Source organism: Cedecea davisae (assembly GCF_044095835.1).
In the GTDB taxonomy this organism is placed as follows: domain Bacteria; phylum Pseudomonadota; class Gammaproteobacteria; order Enterobacterales; family Enterobacteriaceae; genus Cedecea; species Cedecea davisae.
On record NZ_CP172054.1, the window covers coordinates 3,177,498 to 3,200,566 of the forward strand.

Genomic DNA, 23,069 nt, shown 5'->3' on the forward strand with positions numbered 1-23,069 from the left:
GATCATGAGCATAACTGACACACTCGCCGACTACTGCCGCCGGCAGCAGTATCAGCCCGGCTGGCAGGATCTTAGCGCCCTGCTCTGCACCAGCATTCTTGCGGTAGCCAGCCGTGATGAAGGGCACGCATTCCTGCACCGCACGGGAGCACAGCTGGCGCGCCAGTTCCCGCTCCCGCCCGGCGAAACGCTTGGCGATCTGGAAGACGGGGCCAATAACCTGCTGGCGCAGTTTAACTGGGGCATGGTGCAAATTGCGGCCGATGATCGCGGCCTGGAAGTGACTCATCTCGCCTGGCCACATGCCGGGCAGGAGGACAATTTATCGGCCTGGGCAAACGGCTTTTCATCCCTGATGGAAGGATGCTGGAGCGAGTGGCTCCGGGCGCTGGGCGGCACAGAAGAGATGTTTTTTTGCCTAACGGGACAAAGCCCGGAGGCTCTGAATTTTCGTTACCAGACAGAGGGGAAGTGAAGTGAATATCAAATGGCTTTGGTCGGGAGTTAGCATGTTAATGCTATTTTTCAGCGCGCAGAGCATTGCATCGCAAAACGTTGAAAACTGGCAATCTTATAAACAGCGCTTTATTTACCAGGGGCGCGTTATCGATAGCGGCAACCAGCAAATCAGCCATTCCGAAGGGCAAGGCTACGGCATGCTGCTCGCCGAGATCAACGGCGATCGCGCTACTTTCGACAGTCTCTGGAACTGGACGCATAAAAATTTATACCGGGAGGATATCGGCCTGTTTTCATGGCGTTACGATCCGGCAAAGCATCAGGTTAACGATCGTAACGACGCGACGGATGGCGATATGCTGATCGGCTGGGCGCTGCTGCGCGCCGGTAACCGCTGGAACGAAAAGCGTTATATCGACGCCTCTTTAGGGATCCAGCGCGCGCTGCTTTCACATGCGGTAATTAACTGGGCGGGAAAAACCGTTATGCTGCCCGGCGTTGAAGGCTTTACGCATAAAGATTTTATCAACCTGAACCCGTCCTATTTTATCTTCCCGGCCTGGCGCGACTTCTATAGTTATTCCCATCGCGCGGAATGGCGAAAAATGATCGACGACGGGCTGACGCTCCTCGATGCCATGCGCTTTGGCGAGCATCGCCTCCCTGTCGACTGGGTGACGATCAATAAAGACGGCACGGTTGAGCCCGCCACCGACTGGCCCGCTCGTTTCGGCTTTGACGCGGTACGCATCCCGCTTTACCTGAACTGGTATCAAAAAGACTTGCCGCAGAACCGCATCTTTAGCTCGTTCTGGGAGAAACAGCCGGAATGGAATGCGCCCGCGTGGATCAACGTCTTCACCGGCACCGTTGCCGAGTACCCGCTGCCGGGCGGGATGCAGGCGGTAAGAGATTTTTCCGTAGGAAGTATAAGAGAAGATTACTGGGACAAGCGTTACGTCGGGGAAGATTACTATTCATCAAGCCTGAAGCTGCTGACGAAAGCCGCTGCTATAGAAGTAAACCTCACAGCTCACTCCGGCTCGACCGTCGTTTTTTAGCTGCTTTTATAGGGGCAGAGCGGGAGATAGCGATATCTCCCGTCTACGCACGGAATAATGCTGACACGAAGCGCGACTTATCATTTCCAGGAAAAAATCCGCAATATCAGCCTAGCTTCTGCTCTCAAAAGCACAAGGAGAAGAACGCCGGGCCTGAATTTTTTAAGAAATTTTGTTTTTGCTGACATAATTATCGCTGAACCCTTACGGAATAATTAAAATTATCAAAATTGAAGCAGCACAGACCCGGCGACATAGAACGGCCTTCGAAAATCACTCCGGAATAAGCGTTCACAGTCTTTCGCCTGGCCTCACACCACTCCCGCTTTTTAAATCTTATGATTACTGCCGATAATCATCAGAATGACAGGCCGCACCTCGGAATATAAAACCGCCGAAACCCACAACTGCTGCCTGGAATATTTATTCTTCTACACACTGGCCTAAATCATGGTCTCATCAGCATCCGCTCAGGCAGGTAATACGTTTACCCGGAGCATCATCCAGAAAATACTCTGACTCATCCGGAATAATGCCGTCACAGTAGCGAGTATCTTCCCAGATCAGACGCCAGTGAACGTCGCGGTATCGAATGGGATCGTCAGTGACAAGCATTTCTGTATCACTTTCAATTAATACATCGTAATACACCTGGCGAGGCGCATTCATTCCGCGAATAAAATAGTTATAAGCACCGAGATTTTTAAACCCACTGATACCGTTTTTAATTACCAGCAGCTTATGATGATACTGAATTTTGACCGGTTCCCAGATACCGTCGCAGGGCACCGGGTCATCGGTTTTAATAATGATATCGCTGCGCTCAGGAACGGACGGGAGGTTTTTCGGGAATACCGGGTAAGACAGCCTTTTAAGGCTATAGTTATAGTAACTAAGATCCAGTAGATATGCTGCATCAAAAAAATTACATACATTATTATGCGGTGGGTACAGCAAATTATCGCCCTTGTATTCTGCTTCAATCTTCAATTTATTCAGTTTTTCTATTTCAGGAGGATAGGCTTCCTCCTGGCCACCCCGCTCATGGCAAGGTAAATAAAAAAATGAACTAACTAAATTGACAGGCCGAAAAAGCTGATGAAACTCTCCCGTTAAACGCTGCCACACCTGTCGATTTCCCACGGCCAGTTCCGGTAACCCTTCATCGTAAAGGCGCAGGGCGTCGTAAGCCCAGATTATCACTTCCGGATCGAACCCCTTCGTTATCTCTTCTGGCCAGGTTTTTAACGCCTGCTCATACTGCTGGGTAAAATACGCCCAGGCATCCCGTTTACGCTGCCACAGAGTGTAACTGCTCAGCCGCTGTAACAGCCAGAACAGCTTGCGACGCACCTGTTCATCGCTCATCGGGTATTTCTTTTCCAGAGTCATCATTGTTCGCTTCCTGTCGTGGTCTGCCGCTCAACAAGAACACCGTTGATCATCCTGCGTTGTGTGACTTTGCTCCAGAGTTCATCGTCGTGCAATACACGCGAGCTGGTCGCATAAGGGGGGTAAATTCTTCCAGTGAACTGTATCCATATTTTCCGCTCACCTCTTTCCACTCTGAAGGATAAAATTCAGCCTTCACACCCTGTATATCTACCGTCATTGCACGACCACTGGATTTAACCTGCTTGCCATAATTATTCACCGCCCTTTTAAATCGTTCATCCAGTTCGTGTCAGATTCGGTTGTGTGTTTTTTGTAAATTTATTCTTAATTGCGCTACTAATAATCACGGCTACATAACCGGCTGAGTATGAGAAAAACATCAAAGCGACTCTAAGAGGATTTGTTTCGCACCATGAATAAATCATATATATAATAGCTACACTAGTTATTATCAATGAATGTTTAATCTTTATAAAAGAAGAGATAAACACCACTGGGATAATAATGCACCTCATATATAACATCACAAACCCTAGCGAGACACCTCGGCTACGTGGAGTGAAGTAGCTCATATACAATTCGTATCCAATCTGATGAACCACAATGACAAAAAAACACCCTAAAATTCCTATTAAAGTATTTAATAGCATTTCTTTATTTTTCCCAGACATCATATATCTTCTGCTCACTATCTGTAATTTGGTTGCCGAGAGTTGCAGATACTCAGCACTGGTAAAGTTATCCCCTCAGGCGCTGAGAAGTAGAGCATTTTCAGGATGTTCTGGCTGCAGTTTTCACGGGTGACAACATCCGGGTGTTCAGAGTCATGGAACGCGTAGGCAATATACGGGCGGTCCGGGTCACCACCGTCAAAAACACCCCCCACTTCCGTGCCGTCAATCAGCGGCGTGCGCCAGCCCCAGGTTCCCCGGCGTAGGGTTTGGCCTGGCATATCCACAGATAGTTGAAAATTAGGCTGTTCCTGTTTCACTGTTATCTGGAATTAATAGTGGCTATTATTCAGGCCTTTCCATTGAACGAATAACCAGGAAATCCTCAGAAATCCCACCATCATTCTGTACAGCTTGCCTGTCATGAACAAACCAGGCATACATTTCTGAGGGCGCATTATCTTCGGAAAAAGGTTGAGGCAGGCCACGGTAAGCTGCATGAGCATAATCGAGAAAACGTCTCGCACGTCTCAATGCAGGCCTATAAATATCTGGCATGATTTGAATACGCTTATCATCAGGATTATTTTCCATACTGTTCTTCATTCTTATTGCGGCATCATGGACATCGTCCAACCATCCCCAGTTTTTGTGCAACACATCGAGTTCATTCTGATAGCGCCTTGAAGTTTCTTTTGCCTGTGATGAAATTCCCAACAGCCCGGCAGAAGAGCCAGCAAAGGCTAAAATATCGCCGCGTTGCTTTTCATACTTCATGTACTCGCAGCGATATTGATAATATTGTCGCCCAAGCCACTCGATATAGCTGTCCAGATGACGGTTCTGTGCTCCGATACTGACGGCGTTAAAAGGCACCGCTTGCTGATACAGTTTTGTCCATTGAGCAACAGACTTTTTGTTAACCTTATCCTGCATGATGAAATAAGCAGCAACATCAGTATCCGTCTGATCTAAAGTTTGTAAATCGGGAAAAGGAACACCAGCCATCATCGCTGCCCGGTACATCCGGTGAAGAGCCACCCGACAAAGTTCTGCACTCGGTTTTTGCTCATTCGGTTTCAGGCCGCCCCCTACATCCTCTGCACAACCGGGGAGCAGTTCTTCCTTATGTCCATCATTGCTGCCGCCAAGACAATAGATGCTACGCCATGGCCGGTTTTCATGGGCTGCGACCAGGTGCAGTGCGTTTTTAACCGTATCCGGCAATGCCGATTCCTGGTCAACAGATTTATCGCCCATAAGCACGCTAATGCCTTTTGCTGGCCCCCCGAAAGTTGAAATAAACCAGTCTACTCCATTATTATTACTGGCCGGGGTATGGCGAGCACAGTCAAACAAGCCTGCAAAAACGATCTCTACAGGGATCCCTTGATACATATGTTTATCACCCTGTTTCTGGCAAATACCATCAAGTAATTTATCGATAAAATTACGCGCAAGTGTTGCACCGAGATCGTAGCCGAACAGTGAAATGGAGATCAGTTTGACGGGCACCGGGCTCCGGCTTTTCACATTATTGAAGGCTTCTTCAAACGTCGATTTTGTCGACATTATCCGGGTATCGACACCCGTGACTAACATATCGGTAATAACAGGGTTATCACGTAGCCAAGGAGTCGCCTCGATACTGATTTTTTTTGCTGCACTTTTAGCGACATCAGTTGCTAATGTTTTCCACTCGGTGGGATTAATCAGTTTTTTTCCTGAGTCTTTCAGGATCTCCCACCAGTTACCACCTTTCAGTAATTCTATTCCGGCATCTTTCGCCATCTCTTCCGGTTGCCCCTTTAAATCATCCAGAACAGAACTTTGCGCACCGTCCATTATAGTATGAAGTTTCGAGGTGAGATTTTCCTGAAATGGGGTGCCCAACCCTGAAATATAAAATTTAGAGTAGCTTTCATGAGATTTATTTTGTTGAATACTTGGAAATGCCCTGAATAACCGTGCAACATTACTAAGACATTTCTCCAGCGCATCTTGTTCAAGATTACGATGAATGCCGTCAAAAAAGAAACCAACATGCCAGATACGTGAACAGTTTCCCAGACTGGCCTCCTCTGCCTGCTGCGCACGACTAGCCGCTGCAATAATGTTATCAATATCCATGGCTATTATTCCTGTTGGCTTTCTGAATTTAGAATATCTTTGGCTTCAGGACTTATAAAATCAGTACCCCACCATAAACGGACTTTATCTCCTGAAAAAAAATAAACATGGAGATAATTCTCTTCCCATTTTCTTTTTGGTAATGGCATAACAACCCGACGAGTTTCTTTACGAAGACCCGCATCGTACTGAGCGCGTGTGGTGCTTAATGTCCAGATGACTTCCGCTGTATTACCACTGATACTCCCGCAACAGGTTGAACCACCGGGGCCGGAAGCATACGGATTATTTTTATCATGTGCCGAAGAATTTGCCCCTGACACGCCGTTAACGCTAAACCCCAAAATAGGCCTGTCAATTTCACTGTGAATGATCAATGTTACTGGACCCGTCGGCGGCCCCCAGATTGATGCCCAGATTAGCCAGCCACCGTATGCCAGAACCACTGCCAATAAACTGCCCCAGATCCATTTACCCCAGCGGGCATAGCCACGATTCACAGCATTATCAATGTTGTCGTAAGTCTTAAAAAATCCCATTATTCATTTCCTGATTGAACCCAAAACCATGAACTGTTCAGATTTTCAGTACTGAGTATTCGCAAGGTTAACCAACACCTCTGCCAGCGACTGTGTGCCATTCAGCACATTTGGTAATGCAGCCTTCAGTGCATCTGATTCCAGTTCCTGCCGCCCACCATTAAGGTAATACAGCGCGAACACTTTCTGATCCGCTGCGGACAACAAAACCGATTCTTTGCTTTTCTTCAGCGCCTTAATCACCATCAAGCGTTGCGCACACGGTGAGAACGCCCTGCTAGTCGGCATTTTTTGCCATTCGCTCAACACGCTGGTCACTTCCGGCTTATCCGTAATCTGCTGCCAAGTCGCCTTATCAAGCCTGATAATATGATTAGTGGGCTTATCTACTTCAGAGGGCTTTATGGTAAGCGCCTGCCACTGCGTTTCGCCAGGAAACCACCACTGCGTGATTTCATTGAACAGAAAAGCATGCCAGTCGCAGTCAGCACACTGCGCCAGCAATTCCATGACATGGCTGGCATAAAAGCGCATGAACGCAGTAGCGCCGTCTGGCTGCACGATTGTACAGCCACGGGATAACTGCACTGCCAGCATTGATGGATAACGCGTTGAAACAATAACTGCGGCACATCCCGGCAAAGACCCCAGGTAGTCAGGTAACCGCTCTGCATTATCAATTTCTAACAACCAGGGACCGTAGTTCTGAAACTCTGTCAATTGAGGATGGATATAGAGCGAATGCAGCTGGTTTTCATGGTGCTCTTTAAATGCCAAAAAATCGTCCTCCGGCTGTGCACCAGCTTCAAATAGCAGGCTGATACCCTCGTCTGAATTGTAAGATAACGCTGTAGTGAGTTCTGTATTGTCCATTGTTATGCTCCCTGCACTATCGCATCATTCGCCTGTATCGCTTTAAGCAGGCACGGAATACAGATTTTGTTTTCAATCGGTGGGAACAAGAATGGCATTTCTATCCTCTGCGCGGCACCACCTTCCGTATCCAGCCGGCGGGCCTTGCGGGTGTAAGTCCCGGTGGTCTCGTACTCGGCAAAATGCGCCTGGCCCATGGTCTCCTGGAGGTGCTCAAAGCCGGTGATAATGCCCTGCACGACCCTGCCACTGAGCATGCTGAGGGTGGCATACTTCAACATCGCATCCTGACGACTGATGCCTTTCTGTGGCGTGGTGAATTCAATACGCCATTCGAACGGGGCATTGAGGGCTTCGCGCCCGTGGAAGTTCAGCACATCCGGCTTCAGGATGCTGTCGTTAATCTTAAGGCGGTAGCGGGTCTGCCCGTCAAATAACGCCAGCCAGCTATCCAGGGTGGTGTCCATGTGCTTACTCCTTCACCGGAACCAGGTGTTATTGCTAACAGGAGTGTCCACATAGCGAAGAAGTGTTATGGCCCATTAATCATCGCCCGCATCCGTTTTCACAGCGAAAACGTTACCACCATCATCACGCTCCAGGAGAGTCCAGCAGGCGCGGTGTTTTTTGCCCTGCTGATCTTCAAATTCTGGCATCATCTGTCCGATGTGGGTTTGATTATATTGAGTGGTGCCATTCACAATGGTTGCCCAGCGGCCATTGAACGGTGCAAGAGCGTCGCTCCAGCAGGTAACACGTTCCCTTTCTACCTGCGAAAGTTCCGTTTCACTCTGTGGCCAGTTATAAAGCTCTTCCGGTTTACCTTCCGGAAAAAAACCTTCACGCGGGACGTCAATAAACTCACCTTCAACACGACGGATCAAGGTCCAGCCTGTTTTGGCCCACTCAGAATCTTTCCAGCTATAGCTTCGCTTCCCACATTTATCTACATAATCACTTCGTGATATTCCCTGAAGTGCAGCCGCAGGCTGACCATAATTAGCGGGAATAAAACGAGCAGGTGCGAATTCAATATCAGGTAAATAAATACCTGTCATTACTGGATTTTCTCCTAACTCTATACGAACCGATGGATCGAGTTCATACCGAGGTACCTTAGATGGAATATCTTCGCTGGTATAAACGCCATAGCCACCTTCTCCATACCCGTCATATGTTAAATCACCTTCATCCCAAGTGCCTCTAACGGTAGCTGAAAGCCGTCGGTCTAGTATTGCTGCAATGCCTCCAAGATCAGATATTTTCTCGATTTCCTCTTGTTCCATCCAGCCATCCCAGCATTCTGTAATGCCTTTGTTGATGTTGCTCATGGCGTGACCAATATTAAATGCCTGGATATCATCGTGTGTTCGCAGAACATAAGCTTTTATATAGCGTTCTTTCATCGGGCGAATATTTGGCAATACCCGGTTTCCCCACACCATATCAGCCTGCTGCCAGAGCGGAAGATTGCGATTGTTCCGAGGCATTTCTCTCAGATAACGGGAAAATGCGGCTTCATGAGCGTCAATGTAGGCAATAATCGCATCACGCGTTGCTGCGTAATGTTCAGGGGATATAAACTTTTCCAGCAAATAACATTCCTGAGGATGCAAGACAGCCATTAGTTTTTATCCTTTGGTTCGTACCAGTTATGGGTATTTTCCAGTTTTGGTAATCCCTGATACGGATAAACAGGGTCGTTAGCTACATCACCATATCCCCAGCCAGTTTTCTGACGCGGGCCGGTGAACTCTTTTTTCAGTTGTGACGGGTCAAGTACAATTTGTATTGCACCGCCTTCAAGTGTGAATTCTGGGGCACTTTCATTTATCTGCGTACCCGCCCGGCCTTCCCAGACCTTTAGCGGCTGCCCTGGCGGGATGGTGTAAGTAACAAACTCACCGTTTTCATTCCATTTTTTCCATACGGCAAATCGCCGCCGCCAGTCGCCTTTACTGGTCAGCTTGTCGAACTCAGACCTACGCATCCAGCAGATGTTGTTATCACTCGAGGAAGGATCCACTACACGGTAAATAACCGTGCCAGGCGGGATTTCAACGGGCTGCATGGATTTATCGAAGGTGTTAAATTTACTTCTCAGCGCCGCATTTTTACTGGTTTCACTGATGTCAGGCCAACCTTCAGTGATAGACTGCTTGTCTCTAAAATTTTCTAGTGCCCGGTACTTATTTTCACTAACGCCAACATCTATCCAGTCCGGCCTTTCTCGTTTGAAATACGCAAGTTCTTCACTGGCACGAGCACCACCATACAGGTGAGCGTTATCCCCCACGTGAGCACGGAACGCATTATCACCCTCTACTCTCAAGCGATTCGCCAGATGTTCAAGAATGTCGTTCAGTGGCTTCAGGGCTTTCGCCAGCATGGTGTTTGCTTTGTTACGCACCGACTCAAGCGTTTCCCACAATGCCGCTACCGGACGCTGTAGCGATACCGGTCCCCAGTCAGTAGCTGTATCAAACAAACTACGGGTAACCTTTATCAGCTTGTCCATTACTGCCAGCAGCTCCGACGTACTGAGCATATTTTTCAGGTCGTCAATTTTACCCGCCAGATAGTGATACGGGTTATATATCCGCAACGTTCGCAGCGTGCCCCGTACAGCAGGGGTATCCAGGAAACGGTTAAGCTGTGTAATGCTCCCATCCAGCAGGCGACTGTAGTTACCCGCCTTGCTCAGTTCGTTAAAATGGGCCTTTCGTATCGAAAGGAACATTACTTTAGCACTCCCCTTAACCAGCGAGCCCAACGTCGGGAAACAACCGAGCAACGTCAGTCCAAGGCACACCCACGACCAGACCTCAGCATCATTCTCTTTAATTTTCTTACAGTTGGCGATAAGGTCACGGACATCGCAGACCTGATCCACCAAGGGGATCATCGAGATAACGGTTCCGGTAACAATCTGTCCGGTGGTCTGCTGTTCATTAAAGTCGCCCTGAAGCGTCTCCCACAGCCATTCACCTGCGGCTTTCGCTTTATCGGCAACTTCGTCATTCCAGCTTTTCGGCGGTGCCTGGTAGAACGCCAGTGCGTGCTGAAGCTCCTGATCTATCATTTTTGCCCCTCTCTGATGTCAGTTCTTTCCAGCAGTAAATCCCATGCTGCCCAAGGCTTTTCAGGCTCAGGCGGTGGAAGCTGGTAAGTCACAGTCGCTGACTCAAACGGAACATTTTTGTGCAGGGCGAATCCCTGCTCATCCAGTACGCCAGCGAGTTCGCTTCCACCATCGAAATGAAGGGTATAGGAGGCTTTCGGGATAGCATTCGATCCGTCAAAAAAGTTAAGAGTGAGATCGTATCCTCCCTTGCCCGGCAGATAAGGAAATTTCACCGTCTGCGCGGCACCACCTTCCGTATCCAGCCGGCGGGCCTTGCGGGTGTAAGTCCCTGCGGTCTCGTACTTTATTTGTCCTTGTTCGATAAGGATGGAACTTCCGCCGCCCACCAGCCGTATCCGCTTCTTACCGGCCAGCAGCATCTCTGTTGCAGAGATGAGGGTCAGTTTCTGCTCGGCGCTCAGGTGCATCATGCCGTTCTGCGCCTGAAACTGTACCGGCCCCTGTGCCGAAATCAGGCTCAGCTTGCCGTGTTGGGCAAACATTCCCACGCTGTCGCCTGCCAGTCCGGTGATATGCCCTTCAGCACCGATGCTGATATTCCCGCCCGCATTCAGGGCGAGATTGTCTGCGGCCGCCAGCTGTAGATGCTCAGCGCTGGTAAAAGCCATCCCCTCAGGTGCTGAGAAGTGGATCATCTTATTGAGGGTTTTCAGACGTGTAGCGAACATCACCTGCTGGCTGGCGATATCGGCTTCCAGGGCTTTCGCCTGTCGAGCGGCGCTGGCCAGTCCCTCGATTTGTGCGCGGACGGCCTCAATCTCCTGGAGTGCCAGATCCATATCAAGCACATCGCCTTCGCCGTGCACTTTGCCATCGGCGGTGATAAGCAGCCCTTTCGCCACACGAATGATCCCGAACTCATCGGTGCGCAGCTCAAACCCGGTTCCGCGCGACTCGTTCTCCATGTCCACGATGTGGCCCTGGTTCAGTGCCGTGGCCCCGAACGGGGTGCTGAGCGCGATATGTTCACTCTTGCGCTGGTCTTCCATACGCAGTTCGTTCTGGCCCGCGGTTCGCAGGATGTTCTGGCTGCGGTTTTCGCGGGTGACCACATCCGGATGTTCAGAGTCATGGAACGCATGGGCGATGTACGGGCGGTCCGGGTCACCGCCATCAAAGGCAACCCCCACTTCCGTGCCGTCAATCAGCGGCGTATGCCAGCCATAGGTTTCTCCGGCGTAGGGTTTGGCCTGTCGTATCCACAGGTAATTATGGCCCTGTTCGGCGTCTTCACGGCTGAAGTCCAGCTTCACCCGGTAGCGCCCCATCGCATCAAGATGAGCGTAAGGCGCACTCTTCTCATCGCTTTCGACGCGAGCGGTCAGCGTGCCGGCAATTAACGGGCGCGATGCTGGCTCTGGTCTGAAGCAGAACTGCTCGCTGTAAGGCATGCCCCAAACGGAGACATGCAGACGGGTATCACGAGCCGCCCGGAAGGTGGTGAGCGTAATCACCATTCCCTCTTTCAGCTCCGGTGCGTCACTGTCTCCGGTCTCCAGCACCATCCCCGGCGTCAGGTGGCTGGCATTGCTGAACAGATGCAAACGGATGGCATTATTAAGAGCGTGTTCATGCTGAATGCGGGCGTAAAAGGCTCCGCTTTCGGTTTCCGGCTCAGAGGTGGTGTCATCGCCCGCTTCGCGGTACGGGGCCGCATAGCGGTAGTGCTCACCGATGGTGGCAGCTTCATTTCTGACGCTTGCGCTCGCATCCATTGGCGTGCTGGCGGTGCGATAGTTGTAATCCCGCATGGCCACGCTACCGGTGACGGTGTGGTGCCACACTCTGGCATCCCATACGGCTTCAACCGCGCCATCATGGAGAGCAGAGGGCTCACGGTACGGCAGCTGCACACCAAACTGATAGTGCAGCTGGCTGTCGGCAAACGTCACCGTATCCAGCCCGGTGGTGGTGTTGACCCCGGTGCGAAACCAGATACCGTCTTCGGCGAGGATTCGCTGGATAAACTGCAGGTCGGTCTCCCGCCACTGGGTAATCAGTTCACGTACTGGATAGGCCCGTTCCAGCCGAAATTCAAAATCCGACCCTTCCAGCCCGTGGTTGCGCAGTACCCGCTCCACTAGTTCTGGTACGGAGACATTCTGGTACACCGCACAGCGACGGGTGTGAGCGAGCAGCGCCAGGCGCGAGGAAAGCGTTACGGCAAAATGCGTCTGGTCAACGGTCTCCTGGAGGTGTTCAAAGCCGGTGATGATGCCCTGCACGACCCTGCCACTGAGCATGCTGAGGGTGGCATACTTCAACATCGCATCCCGGCGACTGATATCTTTCTGTGTCGTGGTGAATTCAATGCGCCATTCGAACGGCGCATTGAGCGTTTCACGTCCGCGGAAGTTCAGCACATCCGGCTTCAGGACGCTGTCGTTAATCTCAAGGCGGTAGCGGGTCTGTCCGTCAAATAGCCCCTGCCAATTATCCGGGATTGTATCCATAGCATTACTCCTTCACCGGGACCAGGGTCAGCCCGGTGCTGTTGAGCTGGATGGTGCGCGGCTTGTCCGGGTCGAGGTCATCGAGACTCAGCACCAGCTTCCAGGTGTTGTTGCGCAGATCCGGTCGGTTGAACAGCCCCACCACCGCCACAAATTTCGCCTCTTCATTCATTGGCATATTCAGGGTTACGCTGCCTTTGGGCATCACCAGTAGCGACTTGCTGGCAACAATGTCTTCTTTAAGGGTGTTATCCGCATCGCGTAGCAACTCCTGGTAGTCCGCCGCATCCACCTTCTGGCGGTCCTTAAGCTGGTACACCTGCATCATGGTGGCAAGCGGGATCTGCGCCTCATCGGCATTGATGGCCGAGCGGGGTTCAAAATCCAGATGCAGCACTTTTATTTTTTTGTAGAAGAGGGCTTTAGTTGCGTTGACCGCGCCATCCGACACGGCCTGAGTCAGGCCGCATGCGGTCAACAGGGAACAGAGCAGCATCAGTGCGGCACTGCGCGACAGGGAAGCGAAAGTCATTCGTGGAGTCCTTTTCGGCTTTCAGAAACAGGGGCGTGTTAAATGTGCTGGATGTTGAAGTCAGATATTTCAGTCAAAACGGTAGCCGCCAGGCTCCGCCGGCGGCAAAGTCTCGCAGGTCAGGCCTTCATAGGTGCCAAGGCTCACGGTCAGGTGCGTGCGGGTCGTGGGATAGCCATGCTTCAGACCCAGTACGCCGGTGCGTCCCAGCTGTACCCGGTTGGTCTTACCCAGACGCGGTTCAGGCAGACAACTTACCGGCACCGTAAGGCGAAGACGTACATCGGAGCGGTAACCCATGTATACCCGCAGCAGTACCATCAGGTCGGTGTGTATCTGGCCACCGGGCAACCAACTCTGCGCTTCTTGCAGGTTGTCAGTCGCCAGCATAAGGAGGTTGCGGCTACAGGCCTCTTTGCCGGTTTTGCCTAGCGTGGCGCGCTGTGACAGAGATACCCGGTTGGCTTTGCCGAGCCCGCTGCGCATTGCGACGGGAACCTTTACCGGATCCGGGCTGATAACGGTGGCACGGGTCTCCGGGGCCAGCAGACTCACCAGTTGGCGAATGCCTTCGGCGTTACGGGTCGGCAAACGCATGGTGCCCAGCAGCGCCAGAAAGCGGGACACCGGAGTAGCCACCTGCTCTGCGGTGCCCGGAATACCAAGTCCGACCAGCCCCAGCAGGCACTGTGATGTGGCATCGTGGCCGCCCGCCTCAAAGGTTGCCGGCCAGGCGTACTTGCGCCAGATACGGTAATACTGGGTGTGGATGCGGTGGCTGAAGATATCGAGAAACGCGGTGGTGGCTTCATGCCCTTCCCGGCGTTGCGCAATATCATCGAGGTAGGTTGTCGGCAGCGGAGAATCCACACCGTACATCCCGAGGAACGTGGTGCGCACCGTCGGCGGCAGGTCCGGGTGGCCTTCGTCGGTTTCGGCCGCCTTCAGTTCGCTTACCGGAAACCCCATTCCCGGCCACGGGCGAAAACGTACCGGATCGACCGAGAGTTTCTCGGTACTGCCAAGCTTCGGTGCCTGCGGGTTTTCCTGCTCCAGCAACTGGCAGAAGCGATAGAAATTAACCCGCCAGATATCGTCGCGAAGCGCCTCTGTCAGCCCGGAATGTGCTGGCTGTGATTCTCTTTCCATCGCAGTCGTTTCCCTGTCGGCTGTAGTACCAGCGTCAGTTGGTTAAAGAGGTGCACATCGGCATAGAGTGCAAAGAAGCGGTGCAACATTTCCCCGAACAGGGTGACATCGCCCTCACCGGCAAAGTTATCGGCATTGAGGGTGATTTCAATGTCCACCCCACGCAGCATAAAGCCCTTCTCAAAGCGACGAATAAGGGTGTGCTTCACCGCCACAATCGCCTCCAGGCGACGACGGTTCATCTCATCGTCGGTCCAGTCATACAGCGCCAGTGTCCCGCGCAGCACCTCCGGGTTATCCATCATGCTTAAGAAACTTGAGCCCAGATGGCTCATCACCCGCCAGTGGAAGCGGTCATTTGCCGGCGGATAGAGCGGGAGGGTCGGCACCTTCAGGTTCAGGACTCTGACCGGCACTTTTCCCGCCTTCACCACCCGGTCAAGCAGGGTACTTTCAAGTGAGCGGCGAGGTAGCTGGCCGTTGGTACCGGTGATGCGGATGGAAAGCGACTCAGGGACCTGCGACAACTGCTCCATCTCGAATGACTTTCCACCGAGGATAAGCCAGGTGTCATACAGGCCGGAGGGGCCGCGCTTCACGCGGGTGTGAAAGTAACGCTCAGGCGCGTCGTGGCGCATCATGCCGCCACGGTGGCGGAAACTGGTGAACGGGACATACGGATGTTTACCGTTTTTCACCGCGCCGTGAATGGAATCCACGCTGTAGATTTCGGTGTGCCCGTCCTGCACGCGCATCGGGCGCAGCCGGTATTCGTTTTGCAGTGGATCGGGCGTTAGCGGATCGGCTTCCAGTGAGAACAGGTTAATCACCGGCGCGCAGTGCAGACGGAAGTTGTCGGTCTCAAACGGCATGTCAGATGGCCAGCTGCCGTCGAGCACGATATCGGTCTCAAACCAGGTGGTTTTCTGACTCAGCCCTGCAAACTCCAGACCTTTAAGTTCCACGAACATAAACTTTTCGCGGTAGCTGAAATACTCCAGCAGCAGCTGGTAGCCACTAAACGCTGAGTCCCCTTTCGGCCACAGGCGGTCAGCGTCATCAAAGCCCATCGGTTTACACCAGCCCTCAAAGCGGACCCGCTCTGTACGGGTTTCCGCGTGGCGAACATACATCGCCTGCACCCGGCGAGTCAGCGCCAGGTGCAGTGCCGAGGCCACCGGGCTGTCGGCATCGAGATAAATGGCCACCTTATCAATCCCGGCTTTCGACCAGTCCACCTTTTCCGGGCACTCAAAGCTCAGACGAATGACGGCACGGCCATCCGGCTCCGTTTGCAAGCGAACTTCTGCCAGATGCAACGGCTGGAGGGGCACTTCACGCGTCGTACGGTACTGGCAGACTGTGTTATCGGGACCGACCGGGCGCGACAGCACTGAGAAGCCGTTTTCCAGCACCTCCATTTTGCGCAGCTGTCGCCAGTCCGGCGTGAACGCCACCACGGAGAGCGACGGGATGGTTCGCATGTAGTGCGGCCACAGCAGGCTCACCAGCCCTTCAGTCAGTTCCGGCAGATCATCATCCAGCTTTTCACGCAGGCGCCCCATCAGGAAGGCGAAGCCCTCGAACAGGCGCTCAACATACGGGTCACGGGCCCCGGTTTTATCCAGGTTGAGCATGGCCGCACGGTCGGGATGGGCGCGGGCAAACTCTTTCCCGGCTTCGCGCAGGTAGCGCATCTCGGCTTCGTAATAACGCAGGGTTAAATCATCCATGTACGGAGATCCTGAGTGTAGAAAATATCAAAAAGAAAACGGAAGGCGTCATCAATGAGGACCTGGAATATCAGGAGATGTTTAACCGCAGTCACCATTTATTCGTCTCGGGCAAGGGTGAGCGCGCTATCAGTAGCGCCCACGGAAAAAATGGTCTGCGGCAGGCTGAAGCCCTGCAGTTTAAGCAACGCCAGCGGCCCGTCGCCAAGCTCGCTGCGCAGTATGAATTTCAGCGGATTGCCATCCGGGGTGATCCACACCAGCTGGGTGCGACTGCTGTCGAGCGGAGCGATCAGCGCCTTATCGAGCAGACGGATAAAGCCCCAGTTCCCCTGGTTGCTGGCATAGAGGCGCATTTCAGTGCTGGTTGAGCGCCAGCTCAGATCCACGCCCGGATAGTAAGTGTTGCCCGGCCAGGTGAAACTCTGCCAGCTTTCCATCTGGTTAAAGTAATCCAGTTTCTGGCCATCCAGCGTCAGCTGGGTACGGGCCACATCGCGCGACGGTCGGGCCATCAGTTCAAAATGCATCCCGGCGTCGCCCTGGGCAAAGACGATATCCGAGATATCGGCAAGCTTATTAATGGCGGTAAGAAATGCCGGGCTGATGCTCATTCCCTGACTGGCAGCCGGATCCACCACCCAGTGGCTGCCTTCCTGATGCAGCATGCCTCCGAGGTTGGTTTTGACGAACGCGGCAATGCGACCGGAATCGCTGCGCAGGAACTGAGCCAGCAGCGGCAGTGACGCATCGCTGCCGGTCGCTTTAAACGGATAACGTCCTGCAAAGGCGTTGTTCCACTGAGAAACAATGGTGCTCTGCCAGCGGGCGTTGAGACTGCCCGCCGCCGGGGCCAGCACCTGACGCCAGGCCAGGTCAAGCGGCTGCACAAACAGCGCCTGCCCGAAGCCGTTCCACTCCTGCCCGAGACTTGCCGCCACCAGGGAGCCGTAGTCACGGGTATCCGTCAGGTCAATGGCTTTGCCCTGGAAGACCGTCTGGGCCAGCATTTGAGCCATCGCCTGCGGATCAGGCGCACTGGTCACCTGCTGAAGTTTGAGTCGCACCTGAGTCACACGGGCAAGCCAGGACTGGAAGCTGAGGTTACCGTTCGAGCCGGTACCGTCCTTCCCATCCATCAGGCCCGTGAGTGGCCCAAACACGCCGTCCAGCGGACCTTTAGGCCCCTGCGTCTGTTCTATAAACTGTTTTGCGCTCTTCTTACGCCCCACAAGTTTTTTCGCTGAATCTACCAGAGAGTCAGCAAGCCGCTCTCCTTTAGCCCCGGTCTGTCCCTGCCAGGCAAGTGTATTCATCAATGCCACCAGAGGTGACTGACGCACATCCGCCAGCAGGTTCAGTTGGGCAATGGCCTCCGAAAGTGATGACGCTTCGTGCCACTGAATGCTGTTGGCCATATTGAGCCAGGCGTTGCCAAAGTCGGTGAAGTAGCGCTCCGTCAGACGCTGTTTCAATGCTTCTGGCGACACATCACTACCTGGCTGATACGTTTTATCGGTGAGCACCCAGTCGATTTCATCACGGCGGGTCTTCACCACCTCATCAATAGCATCCTCGACCTGCTCTTCCCATGCCTGGCGGGTGAACATCCCCGGCACTATTTCTTCAGAGGAGAACAAGGATGAGGCATCGGTATCACCGGTCATGTCCGCCAGGGTTAAATCAGGCCAGTTGCGGGCAATACGTCCGAGCATTTCCTGATACAGACCAGATTCGGCGTTACGCTGACCAATCTGTTTGAGCAAAATCTGACGTACTGTTCCCACCATTTCGCGGTCGGGGGTGATTTTCCACTCCGGGTGTGCCGGTAAGTTCTGCGCATAGAATCCGAGCAGCTTCGGCGCCTGGGTCTGCCACACGCTGTCCGGCACGCCGCTGCGGTGCGGCCAGGCCTTCAGCATATTGCCGGCAAGCCAGTCCGCATCCGCTTTATCGGGACGGGCCAGCATCAGGTAGCCTTTAAGCAGGCCGTAGGTCTTCTGGGTAGCGGACGTGCGTGCGCTGCTTGCCGGTGGTAGTTGCACAAAAGCGTTAAGCTGGCGGTGAAGTTCGTCTGCCAGCGCATCGCGCATCAGCTGCTGGTTGTTACTTGCGTACAATGGCCAGAGCATCTTCAGCGTTCCGCTGTCCTGATTCAGACCAAAGCGGGTATACCACGGCGCACCGTGCACTTCACGGTTCTGCAGGCGGGCAATGGTCTGCTGCAATGCTAACTGGTTACGCAGACGCTCAGGCAGCGGCTGTTTTGTGTCGGCGGCAACCCGGGCCGTATTCTGCGCCAGCCAGATTTGTGTACGGTTAACGGATAGCGACAGCAACGTACCAGCCCCCCAGAGTAGAACCAGCCCCAGCAGCACCAGACGCAGTAGCTTTTGCCAGTGGAAGCCGATTTTTCGGGCATGTACCTGCCGACTGTCGTTTTCGAGTTCCTGCCACACCCGCGGTGACAGGCGCGCATGCGGCACCGTTTCGGTCTCCGAAAACGCCGGACTGAACATCATCCCACGCAGACGGTAAGGGGCCGGCCCGGACATTAGTGTGGTTATCAATGGCACCAGGGAGCGTCGTAACGAGCCACGAAGGGCTTTTGACAGACTCAGCAGCCAGTGGTGCCGTGAGTTCTCAAGCAGCGCTGTCACGCCGGGCGTCTGCAATTCTGAGGATAGTGTGGTGAGTGTCGCGCGGGCCTCTTCCGTTGTCGCCCCCGGACCAAACAGCGCGCCGGTTGGGGGCACGCCCTCCCCGTCATGAGACCAGGTGCCTTCACGAACGAGCCACAACCAGACCGGCAACTGCCAGCCCAGCAGGACATCTGTTTTATGGCGCATGCGGGCCAGAGTGTCCTGCTTTGCCGTATCAGGCAAAGCGGCCGCATTCATCACCTGCACCACGCCGTCCAGTGGACGCTGTGGGCGTACCTCTTTCAGAACGGACAAAAGGTCATCATCGGGCACGTTCTCAGCGAGGCCACCATGAATGAGCACAATCCCGTCACTCTCCTGCCAGTGGTCACGCTTAAGACCCGGCACCACTTTCTCAATATCGCTGTCGCTACCTTGTACCAGCAGCAGGCGCACTTTTGCTTTCCAGCGAAGGCGGTAACGCAGGCGCAGATGATCGACCAGAGGCTCGGCCACAAACCGGAATGTGTCCGCGTCGGTATGTTTTGCATCTGGCTGGGATGCAGCAGCCTGCTGTCCGGAGGCTATCACATCCAGTTTTCCCTGCTTCTCACCGTTCTTAGTGAAAATGGTTTCAAGCACCCAACCGATGATCAGCGCCGCCAGCATCAGCAGCAAGCTGATGATCATAATGCCGGTCGTGCTGAACGGCCCCATGTTGAAGGTGTCCTTAACCCACTGCGGCCAGAACCAGAGTGCGCCGCCAATGAGGCAGACAGATAAAGCGCCCAGGAGCAGCGCAAGCAGAAAGGTGGATGCGATTTTCATAACGGAGGAGAGCAATCCCTTGAGAGTTATTCTGGTGTGACAAGACAGAGTTGTCGGTTGTCTTCAGCCAGTTCCGTGACAGTAAGCTGCGCTTTGCTGTCGTTCAGGCACTGGCGGGTTGCCAGCTGTAACGCTTGCCAGGGAGCGGAAATGCCCGCAAACCCGACAACAGTATCAATATGGATAATTTTATCGGCTTTAAGTCCCGGAGCGTGTGCCTCCCGGGCCTTGCTGAAGATATCGCCGGAAGCCATTTGGCCACCGCTGGTCCATGCCTGCTTCAGTGCTGTTTTTTCCAGTCCTGACCACATCATGACGCGCTCAAATGCCTGGTCGAGATTGCCATCGCGGCAAATCTGCGGCCGGTGAACCCTGACCGATACGTCCGGGATATCCTTAAGACGGCAGTTGGTCAGCAGTAACACGGAAATGGCCTCGCCACTGTCCTCTGGCGGGTGTTCGTAAAGCTGGGCGCTGACCACCAGTAACGCAGCAGCACGGTCATAATGGCAGTCCAGCCAGTAGTCGAGGAGTTCCAGCCCTGTCAGGTCGCGAATACGCACCAGCGGGTGAGTAACGCTTTTTTGCAGGAGAGCCGGCAATGCCGAAAACTGTTCACCGGTATCCACCGCCAGATAACAGGTCAGCGTTGACGGGAGAAACGCCACCAGATTCTGGACACGGGCAGTAATTTCCGGGAGATAATGCGCTACCCGGTCGGCCATTTCCCCGGCGGCCGTCAGCGCCCGGTGACGAATCGGGTCGCCACCATTGACTGGCTCGCAGGGCATCATCAGGGGCTTTTTAGCTAACACAGCCTCATGCGTCATCGGACTGGCGGGCCCCAGCCCGTTAATCAGGACTTCGCCGATAAGCCAGGCAAAGCGCTGCCCGCGCGCAACGTCCGCCCGGTACCGGGCGGCAGTCGTGGCATTCTTCTCATCACAACGCCCACGGAGGAGCGCGTAGCCAAAATAGCGTCCGACAACCAAAAAACCCCACAATACGACAGGCAGCCCTGTTGCTAACCCCCAGAAAGCTGCACCTGAGCGCTCGCCTTTCCATAACAGGAATGTGGCCGCGGCCCCTGCCAACAGCATCGCAATGCCCAGGAGCAGCCAGCGTTTGAAGCGTGGCCGAGGTGGTAATTTCTCCCGGGGCGGGATGCGCTCAAGTTCAACCGGCACGTTTACCCCACCTGAGCATTGGGCAGTGAGCTGATAAGTGTACATCCACAGCCACACTTATGGCCGTGGAATGCCACAGGAACACCCCGATCGCGATAATTTGGGTTACCTTCGACGATAGTGGTATCGCCATGCTCCGGGCAGGAAACACGGTCACCTTTACGTGCCACACCGATATCGCCAAAGAACATGGTTGTTGAACAGGACAACACTGCCCCACCGTGTGTGGTTTTATCACCGAGACGGATTATTCCTTGCATAATAGAGCCTTAATTCGATAAATATACGAGCGGAAATCAGCAGCAATCAAATTTATAAAATCGATATAACATGCTTTATTTATCCGCAATATAATTCGCATGATTATTTACGCTAAAATTGAATCATGAGAAACCGTTCTGAACAATCAAGTTATATAAACCCGTCAATTCCCTTTAAATCATTTTTATGCATTCTCTTCCAACCCACAGAATTCAAAGGGAAAAGTTCACTTTTAACTAATACATCCCCATGAGAAGATTTCTTTAGCAAGAATTGAGGTGATGGAGTATCGCAGTCCACCAACGAATTTTCGTCATTAGTTAAACTCAAAGCGAAATAATCACCTTTATCAGTGATCGCATAAATACCATCGCAAGTATATGGAGCATGCAAGGATGAGATATTCACTTCAGCTTTGCCATTAGCGTCAACCACAATCGCTCATGTAACACTTGCCTTGCTTTCATCTATGAGTTCATCCCCGCTTTGAGAATAAGAATATGTACCAACTGGAAGCTTATCATTCGACGCTGCAAATGAGTCATTTCCAAAAATGAAAGCGCAAAACATCACAGACAATAAGTATATTTTCATTTATAGACATGCTCGGAACACGTCGGTTTCACATCATACCCAAGTGAGTAGTAAAGATGCAGATTACTATTTCCAGAGTAAACGTGAACACCTTCTGAACTTATGCAGGAGTAAAAATCTTGCCTTACACCATTACTTTTAAAAGTGATTTCATTTCCCCCATTAAAACTAAAATCAACCTTTTCATTTTCAGGATAAATGAATGACAAGTATGCCCCACTGTTAAGCTCGTAAGTTTTGCTTATCATTATAACCAAATGTATAAATATTTTTACCAGTAGCAACGTCTTCAACTGAATCATCAACAGTCATAATTGAAAATGCTGAACCTTCATAGTTCTTGCACCATGCATCCTTCAGGGAACAGATTGAAATAATATCACCATCAAGAGACTCTTTAGTAGTCGACAATTGAATTCCTGATTGCTCGTATTTTACTATACCTATAGAGACCACAGACGAAATGTCACTTGCATGTGTAGCAAAGGGTAATAAAAGGAATAACCAAAAACCCTTTGATATTATGAATATATCGCCTTATTTAATTCGCGTTAATATTGCGAGTCAGTATCAATCACAAGGTTAGTTCCCGTAGGCTCTTGTTTGAATGTATAACTTACTGTTTCATTCTCCATTTTAACAGTAATTTTAAGAATTCCACCCTCACTCCATTTATAATCAACCACTCCGACGTCAATTTTACGCGTTACATTTTTAGCTGGCAAATCAGGTCGCAAAAGTGTGTTATCTGACTTATCAATTTCCTTGAGCTTATTATATGCATTATTTATGCTCATAGTTGGAAAAGAACACGAAGCTTTAGATGACCCATCAAATTCTTGACCTACCTTATCGTCATGGCAATAACTCGACCAATTATCATCTTTTACACGCCCTACATTTTTACTTAAATCTTCACTTTGCCGTTTAAAAAACAAAACATAGTTCTGTTTGGTAACCGTAAGGTAATTATCAACTTTGAGCATCTCACTATAAGGCGGTGGACACTCTTTACCCGGATAAAGCGAAGTTAAAAGATAAATATTATTTGGTAATGGTATATCACTACTTTTATATGCCTGCTTATACATATTGACGGTGTTTTTTGACAAGTAATATGAAAGCGGTGTCTTCTTTACTTCCACATAATCAGTTAGGCATATTTTTTTATTTTCCAGAAAATCACTCTCAATAGCCAGTTTATTATCATCAGTTTTTATGGTGACCTTTTCAAACTCCTCAGTAAGATGAGCAATAGAGTTTGAGTCATGGTGTCCAAAAACATCAATGTTTGATACTTTGTCATATACCCAAATGGAATTATTCAAACCATCCTGAGCGTATGACAATCCAGAAATACAAAAAAAAACAGACAACGCTAACATTAAAAAATGATTATTCATTTCAACCCCTTATT

At 51.8% G+C, this 23,069-nt stretch carries 18 protein-coding genes and 2 pseudogenes; 2 read left to right on the plus strand and 18 right to left on the minus strand.

The annotated features are described in order from the left end of the window. Positions 1-4: 4 nt before the first annotated feature. Both bcsD and ACG1VR_RS15255 read left to right on the plus strand, forming a co-directional pair. The gene (bcsD, locus tag ACG1VR_RS15250; RefSeq protein WP_016535716.1) at positions 5-475 is read left to right on the plus strand and encodes a cellulose biosynthesis protein BcsD; all 471 of its coding nucleotides are present in this window, start codon (positions 5-7) and stop codon (positions 473-475) included. 34 nt (positions 476-509) lie between these two features. Beyond that, positions 510-1,520: a glycosyl hydrolase family 8 gene (locus ACG1VR_RS15255; RefSeq protein ID WP_395489224.1), complete on the plus strand. Its 1,011-nt coding sequence runs from the start codon at positions 510-512 to the stop codon at positions 1,518-1,520. Between the two features lie 465 nt (positions 1,521-1,985). On the opposite strand, the pseudogene ACG1VR_RS15260 reads toward ACG1VR_RS15255, so the two are convergent. From ACG1VR_RS15260 to ACG1VR_RS15345, 18 genes and pseudogenes are all read right to left on the minus strand, one after another. Beyond that, positions 1,986-2,915: pseudogene (locus ACG1VR_RS15260) on the minus strand (Imm72 family immunity protein); the annotation flags it as partial. Between the two features lie 769 nt (positions 2,916-3,684). Further along, positions 3,685-3,881, minus strand: a pseudogene (locus ACG1VR_RS15265) (type VI secretion system tip protein VgrG); the annotation flags it as partial. A 50-nt stretch (positions 3,882-3,931) separates the two neighbouring features. Further along, the gene (locus ACG1VR_RS15270) at positions 3,932-5,716 is read right to left on the minus strand and encodes a hypothetical protein (RefSeq protein WP_395489225.1); all 1,785 of its coding nucleotides are present in this window, start codon (positions 5,714-5,716) and stop codon (positions 3,932-3,934) included. A gap of 5 nt (positions 5,717-5,721) precedes the next feature. Beyond that, complete coding sequence (locus tag ACG1VR_RS15275) at positions 5,722-6,255, minus strand: hypothetical protein (protein WP_395489226.1); 534 nt, start codon at positions 6,253-6,255, stop codon at positions 5,722-5,724. Between the two features lie 45 nt (positions 6,256-6,300). Further along, entirely contained in the window at positions 6,301-7,128 is an 828-nt protein-coding gene (locus ACG1VR_RS15280; RefSeq protein WP_395489227.1) for a DUF4123 domain-containing protein, read from the minus strand. A gap of 2 nt (positions 7,129-7,130) precedes the next feature. Beyond that, positions 7,131-7,595 (minus strand): hypothetical protein, encoded by a 465-nt coding sequence (locus ACG1VR_RS15285; RefSeq protein ID WP_395489228.1) that lies wholly within the window; start codon positions 7,593-7,595, stop codon positions 7,131-7,133. Positions 7,596-7,670: 75 nt separating this feature from the next. Further along, positions 7,671-8,753: a type VI secretion protein ImpA gene (locus tag ACG1VR_RS15290; RefSeq protein WP_395489229.1), complete on the minus strand. Its 1,083-nt coding sequence runs from the start codon at positions 8,751-8,753 to the stop codon at positions 7,671-7,673. After that, positions 8,753-10,210 (minus strand): hypothetical protein, encoded by a 1,458-nt coding sequence (locus ACG1VR_RS15295; RefSeq protein WP_395489230.1) that lies wholly within the window; start codon positions 10,208-10,210, stop codon positions 8,753-8,755. The genes ACG1VR_RS15290 and ACG1VR_RS15295 overlap by 1 nt, the downstream gene beginning before the upstream one ends. Further along, positions 10,207-12,726 carry a type VI secretion system Vgr family protein gene (locus ACG1VR_RS15300; protein ID WP_395489231.1) on the minus strand — a complete coding sequence of 840 codons (2,520 nt, stop codon included), beginning with the start codon at positions 12,724-12,726 and terminating at the stop codon, positions 10,207-10,209. Before ACG1VR_RS15300 ends, ACG1VR_RS15295 begins: the two co-directional genes overlap by 4 nt. Before the next feature lie 4 nt (positions 12,727-12,730). Next, the gene (tssJ, locus tag ACG1VR_RS15305) at positions 12,731-13,258 is read right to left on the minus strand and encodes a type VI secretion system lipoprotein TssJ (RefSeq protein ID WP_395489232.1); all 528 of its coding nucleotides are present in this window, start codon (positions 13,256-13,258) and stop codon (positions 12,731-12,733) included. A 69-nt stretch (positions 13,259-13,327) separates the two neighbouring features. Beyond that, on the minus strand, positions 13,328-14,407 hold the full coding sequence (gene tssG / locus ACG1VR_RS15310) for a type VI secretion system baseplate subunit TssG (RefSeq protein WP_395489233.1): 1,080 nt from the start codon (positions 14,405-14,407) through the stop codon (positions 13,328-13,330). After that, the gene (gene tssF, locus ACG1VR_RS15315; protein WP_395489234.1) at positions 14,371-16,140 is read right to left on the minus strand and encodes a type VI secretion system baseplate subunit TssF; all 1,770 of its coding nucleotides are present in this window, start codon (positions 16,138-16,140) and stop codon (positions 14,371-14,373) included. Before tssF ends, tssG begins: the two co-directional genes overlap by 37 nt. Before the next feature lie 98 nt (positions 16,141-16,238). Next, positions 16,239-19,610 carry an ImcF-related family protein gene (locus ACG1VR_RS15320; protein ID WP_395489235.1) on the minus strand — a complete coding sequence of 1,124 codons (3,372 nt, stop codon included), beginning with the start codon at positions 19,608-19,610 and terminating at the stop codon, positions 16,239-16,241. A gap of 26 nt (positions 19,611-19,636) precedes the next feature. After that, complete coding sequence (locus ACG1VR_RS15325; protein WP_395489236.1) at positions 19,637-20,797, minus strand: hypothetical protein; 1,161 nt, start codon at positions 20,795-20,797, stop codon at positions 19,637-19,639. A 2-nt stretch (positions 20,798-20,799) separates the two neighbouring features. Continuing rightward, positions 20,800-21,057, minus strand: coding sequence for a PAAR domain-containing protein (locus ACG1VR_RS15330; RefSeq protein WP_395489237.1), 258 nt, complete (start codon positions 21,055-21,057; stop codon positions 20,800-20,802). Between the two features lie 151 nt (positions 21,058-21,208). After that, positions 21,209-21,493 (minus strand): hypothetical protein, encoded by a 285-nt coding sequence (locus tag ACG1VR_RS15335; protein ID WP_395489238.1) that lies wholly within the window; start codon positions 21,491-21,493, stop codon positions 21,209-21,211. Positions 21,494-21,874: 381 nt separating this feature from the next. Continuing rightward, entirely contained in the window at positions 21,875-22,063 is a 189-nt protein-coding gene (locus ACG1VR_RS15340) for a hypothetical protein (protein ID WP_395489239.1), read from the minus strand. Between the two features lie 140 nt (positions 22,064-22,203). Then, positions 22,204-23,055: a hypothetical protein gene (locus ACG1VR_RS15345; protein WP_395489240.1), complete on the minus strand. Its 852-nt coding sequence runs from the start codon at positions 23,053-23,055 to the stop codon at positions 22,204-22,206. Between the last annotated feature and the right edge of the window lie 14 nt (positions 23,056-23,069).

What these genes read in the sequence shown, in the direction of transcription:
- ACG1VR_RS15270 (WP_395489225.1), bottom strand. Translation starts at nt 5,716, where the DNA reads ATGGATATTGATAACATTATTGCAGCGGCTAGTCGTGCGCAGCAGGCA.
- ACG1VR_RS15285 (WP_395489228.1), bottom strand. Translation starts at nt 7,595, where the DNA reads ATGGACACCACCCTGGATAGCTGGCTGGCGTTATTTGACGGGCAGACC.
- tssG (WP_395489233.1), bottom strand. Translation starts at nt 14,407, where the DNA reads ATGGAAAGAGAATCACAGCCAGCACATTCCGGGCTGACAGAGGCGCTT.
- ACG1VR_RS15290 (WP_395489229.1), bottom strand. Translation starts at nt 8,753, where the DNA reads ATGGCTGTCTTGCATCCTCAGGAATGTTATTTGCTGGAAAAGTTTATA.
- ACG1VR_RS15300 (WP_395489231.1), bottom strand. Translation starts at nt 12,726, where the DNA reads ATGGATACAATCCCGGATAATTGGCAGGGGCTATTTGACGGACAGACC.
- tssJ (WP_395489232.1), bottom strand. Translation starts at nt 13,258, where the DNA reads ATGACTTTCGCTTCCCTGTCGCGCAGTGCCGCACTGATGCTGCTCTGT.
- ACG1VR_RS15345 (WP_395489240.1), bottom strand. Translation starts at nt 23,055, where the DNA reads ATGAATAATCATTTTTTAATGTTAGCGTTGTCTGTTTTTTTTTGTATT.
- bcsD (WP_016535716.1), top strand. Translation starts at nt 5, where the DNA reads ATGAGCATAACTGACACACTCGCCGACTACTGCCGCCGGCAGCAGTAT.
- tssF (WP_395489234.1), bottom strand. Translation starts at nt 16,140, where the DNA reads ATGGATGATTTAACCCTGCGTTATTACGAAGCCGAGATGCGCTACCTG.
- ACG1VR_RS15275 (WP_395489226.1), bottom strand. Translation starts at nt 6,255, where the DNA reads ATGGGATTTTTTAAGACTTACGACAACATTGATAATGCTGTGAATCGT.
- ACG1VR_RS15295 (WP_395489230.1), bottom strand. Translation starts at nt 10,210, where the DNA reads ATGATAGATCAGGAGCTTCAGCACGCACTGGCGTTCTACCAGGCACCG.
- ACG1VR_RS15320 (WP_395489235.1), bottom strand. Translation starts at nt 19,610, where the DNA reads ATGAAAATCGCATCCACCTTTCTGCTTGCGCTGCTCCTGGGCGCTTTA.
- ACG1VR_RS15280 (WP_395489227.1), bottom strand. Translation starts at nt 7,128, where the DNA reads ATGGACAATACAGAACTCACTACAGCGTTATCTTACAATTCAGACGAG.
- ACG1VR_RS15255 (WP_395489224.1), top strand. Translation starts at nt 510, where the DNA reads ATGTTAATGCTATTTTTCAGCGCGCAGAGCATTGCATCGCAAAACGTT.
- ACG1VR_RS15330 (WP_395489237.1), bottom strand. Translation starts at nt 21,057, where the DNA reads ATGCAAGGAATAATCCGTCTCGGTGATAAAACCACACACGGTGGGGCA.